A 6,357-nucleotide genomic window follows, 5' to 3' on the forward strand; every position below is an offset into this window, starting at 1 on the left:
GTCGGGTGGCCTCAGCCTGCCAGAAGAGCCTCCGGCGTCGACGGCGGGTCGCCGAGGCATGCGGCGTTGTAGCGGTCGAGGCATGCCTGCGCTTCCCGGGTCGCCACGAGAAAACGGGCGGCCGGGTCGGCACGAGTCGTCAGCACGTCGTGCATCGCCGCGGTCATGGCGTCCTGGATGCCGTTGAGGTCGCCCATCATCGCGCCGGTGGCCGCCGGTGTCCCGTTCGAGGCGGCGACCTGCTCCGCCGCCACCCGGTAGTAGGGGTGCTGGTCGTACCAGCCCTCGGCCGCCAGCTGTCGTTGCGCCTGAACCGTCACCGGCGAGGATCCGGTGTACTGGCGCCGTACCGCGTAGTGCGGGTTGAGCAGGTGCTGCAGGAACGCGAGTGCGCCGTCCTCCTTCTCCCGGGGAAGGCCGGCGGTCAGGAACATCGACTGGCCGCCGAGGAGCCGCCCGGCGCGGGGACGGTCCCCGTTGTGCGGCAGCTGGCCGGTCGTCAGCTCGAACCCGGCCTCGGCGGCCATGTCCGACAGGAGCAGTCCCACGGCCGACGAGCTGACCACGAACGCGACCTCCTGGCGCTGGAAGGCATCCATGCCCCCCAGCCAGTCTCGCGACTCGCCGGTGTACAGGTAGTGGCCACGGTCGTGCATCCGCTGCCACCACCGCACGTAGGACAGCATCTCCGGCGAGTCCAGGGCGACCCGGACAGCCCGGCCGGCTCGTCCGTTGCCCGGGTTGCCGAGCAGCCCGCCCTGCGCGGCGACCTCCATCTGGAACATCCAACCGTGGTTGGGCCAGGCGACACCGTGGGCGGGTGCGCCGGGCAACCGCGTTACGGCCGCGCAGGCCGTTTCGAGGTCGTGCCAGGTAGCCGGCATCCGCTCCACACCGGCGCGCGTCAACATGTCCTGGTTGGCGAACAGCACGGCGGTCGACACCACGGTCGGCATGGACACCAGCTGATCATCTTTGCGGTAGTAGTCACGCACGGCCGGCACGATGTCGTCGATGACCACCGGCTCGCCCAGAATCTTCGTGCGATCCCCGATGGCGCCCTGGACCGGCGTGAACAACGGCCGGCCGTCGCCGGTGCGCGTGTCGAGCGCCAGCTGGGTGGCCGTGAAGTAGTACTCCGCCAGGTCCGGTGGGCTACCCTCCTCGGCCGCGCGGGCGACCTCGCCCGGCAGATCCCGGAAGTTGATTTCCCGCAAGCGGATCTCGTAGCCGGGGTGGGCTCTGGCGAACGACTCCGCGGCTTCCGCCACGGTGTCGTGGAAGTGCGGAATCGGGTGACCGGCGAGCCAGACCTCGATGGTGACCGGTCCGGTCGAAGCGCCAGAACCTGACACAGTTCCTCCATTGCGGACGGCGTGTTTCCTCGCTCTGCCAGGCATGCTACGGAGGCCACCGCGGCGACGGCATCCTGTGCCGTGCGCTTCGCGGAACCGCTACCCGCGGACGGCGGGGGCCGTCCGCGGGTGGCGGGCGTTATTCGACGATGTCCATTCGGGCCATCATGCCCATCGACGAATGCTCCAGGTAGTGGCAGTGGAAGACGTACCTGCCGAGGTAGTCGGTGAAGGTCACCTGTATCCGGACGGTCTCGCCGGGCGCCACGAAGACCGTGTCCTTCCGGCCGGCGTCGTCCGGCGTCGGTGGCGCGCCGTCCCGGTCCAGCACCCGGAACTGCTCGAGATGCATGTGGAACGTGTGCGGCGCGGCGAGCTCGACGTCGTCGTTGCGGACTCGCCAGATCTCCGTCGTGCCGCGCTTGACGCGGAAGTCCGTCCGGTTGGGATCATAGGGCACGCCGTTGACGAGGCCGACCGGGCTGGCTCCCGACACGTCGAACTTGAAGACGACGTCGCGCTCGACGGTGGCGGGTGGAAGCGCGGGCAGTGGCCGAAGCCGGGCGGGCACCCGGCTCGGATCGGTCGCCGTGCGCGTCACGTCGAAGCGGAGAACCGGACCGCTGACGTCGTACAGCACGAGCTTCGAGCCGACCGGGTGTTCGGCGAAGTCGATCACCACTTCGGCGCGCTCGGCGGGCCCGAGCACGATCTCGGAACGCCGCACCGGAGTCGGTAGCAGTCCGCCGTCGGAGGCGATCTGGGTGAGCTCGGCGCCACCGAGGGTGAGACGGAACGTCCGTTCGTTGGTGGCGCTGTTGAGCAACCGGAACCGGTACTTGCGCGCGGCCACCGGGAAGTGCGGCGCCACCACGCCGTTGGCCAGGATGGTGGTGCGCTCCCATGGGGGTCCCGCGAAGACCAGATTCCCGTCCGCGTCGAGCTTGCAGTCCCGGAGCATGATCGGGACGTCATACTGCCCACCGGGCAGGCCGAGGTCGCTTTCCGCCTCGTCCTCGATGATGTAGAAGCCGTGTAGTCCGAAGTAGACGTTCTCGGCCTCGAGGTGATGGGCGTGGTCGTGGTACCAGAGCGTCGCGCCCTGCTGCTTGTTCGGGTAGTCGTAGGTGCGGCTCTGCCCGGGATCGATGATGTCCATCGGGTAGCCGTCGCTACTCGCCGGGGTGTGCCCGCCGTGCAGGTGCACGTTCGACGGCACGTCGAGCTGGTTGGTGAAGTTGATCCGCACGGGCCGGCCGGTCCGGGCGCGGATGGTGGGCCCGACGAACTGGCCGGCATAGGTGCGCACGGGTGTCGGGTGCCCTGGCAGGAACTCCACCTGGGCCGGCTGGATGGGGATCTGGTAGGTGTCGACCCCTGACCTCGTCGACTCCGGCGCCAACTCGCGTGGCACCGGCATGCGCCGGCTGAACCGCCGGACCGGTTGAACCGGCCGGGTCCCCGCCGCCGGCTCGTGTCCGGCGTGGTGGCCGATGGGGTCGGTCGCACCGGAGGCCGCCGCCGGGTTCTGCGCCGTCGAGAACAGTACGGCGCCGCCCATGACGCTGCCCGCGGTGATCCCGCCGAGCTTGAGTAATCGTCTGCGCTCCACCTTCGTTTCCCTCTCTTAGCCGTGTGTGATCGACCGGATTCGGTGCCCCGGCCGGACGAGCCGTCCGCGTCAGGCGTTCGTGCCCACCACGGGTCGGGCGGACAGCACGAACGTGGACACCCGCCGGCCCTGCTGGGTGGCGTCGATCTCGAGCCGTACCCCGGGCTCGTCGGCGGCGTGTGCCGTGGCGAACCTGGCGTGCAGGACGGTCGGCAGGTCGAACTCGGCGACCGCCAGATACTTCGCCGTGACGCCGCACATCTCGAGGCGCGTCGCGGGGAGGCCGAGCCGCGCCGAGGCCGCGACCAGGGACAGCTGCCGGGCCGCCTCCAGCTGGACCATCGCGAAGATGTAGTCGGCGGGGTGGTCGAACATCACCGGGTGCCGCAGGTCCGCCCGGATCTCGGCCTGGTAGCCGCCGTCCGTCTCGCGGACGGCGGTGAGCAGGACGTTCGCCGGGTTGATCCGCGCGACGTCCGCCGGCGCAAGCTCGCTCGGCGCCGGCGCGCTCACCTCGCCCATCTTCACGGGCAGCCCGCGCCCGGTCCGCAGCCGGCTGCGCATCTGCCCCCACACGGACCGGCTCATCAGCGTCTGTGCCATGCGGGCCCGGCCGACGACCACCGCACCGACCCGCACCGTGAAGACCCAGACCAGACCGGAGACCTGCCCGGCCCGCCGTGTCACGTGCTCGACCGCGCAGTCCACCACGACGTCGACCGGCTCGTCGGTCTTGAACGGGGTGGTGTCGACGAACTCCCCGGACAGCTCCCGCATCAGGAACTTGGCGTCGGCGGCACCGCCGAGCGGCACGTCGAACTGCTCGTGCGCGACGACGAAACAGGCCTGCCGGCAGATCTCGATCAGCGTCGCGAGGTCCGGCACCTGGTTGCTGACCGGTGGCTCGCAGTAGAAGCCGTGGGATCTGGGCAGCGTCGCGCCGAGCACCGACTCGCGCTCGCCACGAATCGCGAAGCTGGTCAGGAAGACGTCGTCGAAACCGTCCTTGTGCACCAACTTCTTCGGCAGTATCTGCGCATGGCTGACGTCCTCGTCCTCCACCGGACGTACTCCTCTCGGTGCTCGGCCCTGCGTGGTCACAGGTCCAACATGACGTCGTTCGAACTGAGCCAGCGGTTGAGCCACAACGTCAGCTCGAGGCTCCCCCGGTCGTACTGCCGGCTCACCGCGCCGGTCTCCTGGGACGCGACGCCGCGCGCCTTGTCGAGATCGAGCAGGGGGCGGACCGGGGCGTCCAGGTCCGCGAGCACGTCCCGCAGCTCCGACCGCAGCGCGTTCTCGTAGCCCGGATCCTGCGTGGCCGGGTACGGCGTCTTCACCCGCTCCAGGATCGAGGCCGGCAGCAGGTCCGCCACCGCGGCCCGCAGCAGGCTCTTCTCGCGGCCGTCGAAGGTCTTCATCTGCCACGGCACGTTGAAGACGTAGTCGACCAGCCGGTGGTCGCAGAACGGCACCCGGACCTCGAGGCCGACCGCCATGCTCATCAGGTCCTTGCGGTCGAGCAGGGTGTTCACGAACCGGGTGAGGTTCAGGTAGGTGATCTCCCGCATCCGCCGGTCCTGCGCGGGCTCCCCCGGCAGCACCGGGATCTCGGCCTTCGCCTCGGCGTAGCGCTCCTTGCGGTACTCCGGCAGGTTGAGCTTCTCCACGAAGCCCCGGTCCAGCAGTCCGGTACCGCCGAAGTAACGCGACGAGCCGGAGGTCAGCCACGGGAACGTGTCGGCCCGGATCGCGTTGGGATTGTGGAACCACCGGTACCCGCCGAACAGCTCGTCCGCCGACTCGCCGGACAGGGCGACCGTCGAGGTGAGCCGGATCGCGCGGAACAGGAGGTACAGCGACGGCCACATGTCGCCCCAGTAGGCGGGTGGGCGGTCGGTGGCGCGCAGCACGGCCGCGCGGACCGTCGGGTCGGCGAGGCTTCCGTTGTCGAGCAGGATCTCGGTGTGGCGCGAGACGACGAACTCGGCGAGCTCCTTGGCGAACGGCGCGTCCGCGGACCCGCGCACGGCGTCCGCCTTGAAGATGTCCTCCGCCCCCGTGAAGTCGACCGAGAACGAGCGGACCTGGTCGCGCCCGAGGATCTTCGCGGCCAGCGCGGTGATGGCGGACGAGTCGAGCCCGCCGGAGAGCAAGGTACACAACGGCACGTCGGAGTTGAGCTGGCGGTAGGTGATGTCCTCGAGCAGCTCGCGGACATGGGAGATCGTGTCGGTGAGGCTGTCCTCGTGGGGCCGCGCCTCCAGCGCCCAGTATCGCTGCCTGACCAGGCCGCCGGCGTTCACGCGGACGAGGTGTCCGGGGCGTACCTCGTTCATTCCGACGTAGACGGACCGCTCCGGCGTCTTCACCATGTCCAGGATCTCGCAGAGCCCGTCGGCGTCGGTCCGGCGCGGCGCCATCGGGTTCGCCAGGATCGCCTTCGGCTCCGAGCCGAACAGCACACCGTGTGGTGTCTGCATGTAGAACAGCGGCTTGATGCCCATGCGGTCGCGGACCATGATCAGCTCTTCGCTGCGGACGTCCCAGATCGCGAAGGCGTACATGCCCTGCAGCCGGTCCACGAACCCCAGTCCCCATTCCAGATAGGAATGCAGCAGAACCTCGGTGTCGCTTCGGGTGCGGAAATGGTGGCCGCGAGTGCGCAGCTCCGAGCGCAGCTCGCGGAAGTTGAAGATCTCGCCGGAGAAGGTGAGCACCGCCAGATGCCGGCCGCTCTCGACGTATTCCATGGGCTGCGCGCCGCCGACGACGTCGATGATGGCGAGTCGGCGGTGTCCCAGGGCGACATGCCGCGCGGACCAGACGCCCTCAGCGTCCGGCCCCCTGTTCTCGAGCGTCCTCGTCATCGCCCGAATCGTGGTCTCGTCCTCGGACAGATCCCGGCTGAAGTCGACCCAACCCGCGATTCCACACATGAGTTCTCCAACTACCGCTGCGAACTAGGCGCTGCGGGCAAGGTTCTGGTTGACCAGGTCGAGTAAGGCGTTCGGCGTCTCGGCGGCGAGCACGGCGTCCAGGGAGAGCTTGACCGGGTAGACGTTCTCGATCTCCACGCAGGTGTTGAACAGGGAGAGCGAGTCGAACCCGAGCTCGTCGAAGGAGACGTCCCCGATCTTGTCGTCGAGTTCCATCTGGGCCTCGGGATCCCGGTCGCCGCTCGCCAACATCATCTCCGCGAGCTGCTGCAAGGTGAGCGCAGTCATGTCGCCTCCCAGATCCATCGTCCTTTGTGCTTCCGTGTAGCTGCGTACGATCATCTGACGATCCGGGAACGAGGACATCTCTGTGCTTGCGGAGGACTCCCGAAACCGACCGACCCGCCGGCTGACAGTCGTCCACTGGGGACTGTCAGCCGGCGGGTCGGTC

5 protein-coding genes are annotated in these 6,357 nt (G+C 69.0%); all 5 read right to left on the reverse strand.

Annotated features, from left to right (window positions below; genetic code table 11):
• Nucleotides 1–11: 11 nt before the first annotated feature.
• The 5 genes from VH969_RS03520 to VH969_RS03540 all read right to left on the reverse strand — a co-directional run bounded on the left by VH969_RS03520 (nucleotide 12) and on the right by VH969_RS03540 (nucleotide 6,194).
• The gene (locus tag VH969_RS03520; RefSeq protein WP_331970237.1) at nucleotides 12–1,355 is read right to left on the reverse strand and encodes an ABC transporter substrate-binding protein; all 1,344 of its coding nucleotides are present in this window, start codon (nucleotides 1,353–1,355) and stop codon (nucleotides 12–14) included.
• A 139-nt stretch (nucleotides 1,356–1,494) separates the two neighbouring features.
• Nucleotides 1,495–2,967: a multicopper oxidase family protein gene (locus tag VH969_RS03525; protein ID WP_331970240.1), complete on the reverse strand. Its 1,473-nt coding sequence runs from the start codon at nucleotides 2,965–2,967 to the stop codon at nucleotides 1,495–1,497.
• Nucleotides 2,968–3,036: 69 nt separating this feature from the next.
• Nucleotides 3,037–4,029: an AfsA-related hotdog domain-containing protein gene (locus VH969_RS03530; protein WP_331970243.1), complete on the reverse strand. Its 993-nt coding sequence runs from the start codon at nucleotides 4,027–4,029 to the stop codon at nucleotides 3,037–3,039.
• 35 nt (nucleotides 4,030–4,064) lie between these two features.
• Nucleotides 4,065–5,906 (reverse strand): asparagine synthase (glutamine-hydrolyzing), encoded by a 1,842-nt coding sequence (asnB, locus tag VH969_RS03535; RefSeq protein WP_331970247.1) that lies wholly within the window; start codon nucleotides 5,904–5,906, stop codon nucleotides 4,065–4,067.
• 24 nt (nucleotides 5,907–5,930) lie between these two features.
• The gene (locus VH969_RS03540) at nucleotides 5,931–6,194 is read right to left on the reverse strand and encodes an acyl carrier protein (protein WP_331970250.1); all 264 of its coding nucleotides are present in this window, start codon (nucleotides 6,192–6,194) and stop codon (nucleotides 5,931–5,933) included.
• Between the last annotated feature and the right edge of the window lie 163 nt (nucleotides 6,195–6,357).

This window comes from Actinophytocola sp. (assembly GCF_036555685.1).
Lineage (GTDB): Bacteria > Actinomycetota > Actinomycetes > Mycobacteriales > Pseudonocardiaceae > Actinophytocola.

Excerpts from the sequence above, each read along its gene's own strand:
- asnB (WP_331970247.1), bottom strand. The coding sequence starts at position 5,906 with ATGTGTGGAATCGCGGGTTGGGTCGACTTCAGCCGGGATCTGTCCGAG.
- VH969_RS03540 (WP_331970250.1), bottom strand. The coding sequence starts at position 6,194 with ATGACTGCGCTCACCTTGCAGCAGCTCGCGGAGATGATGTTGGCGAGC.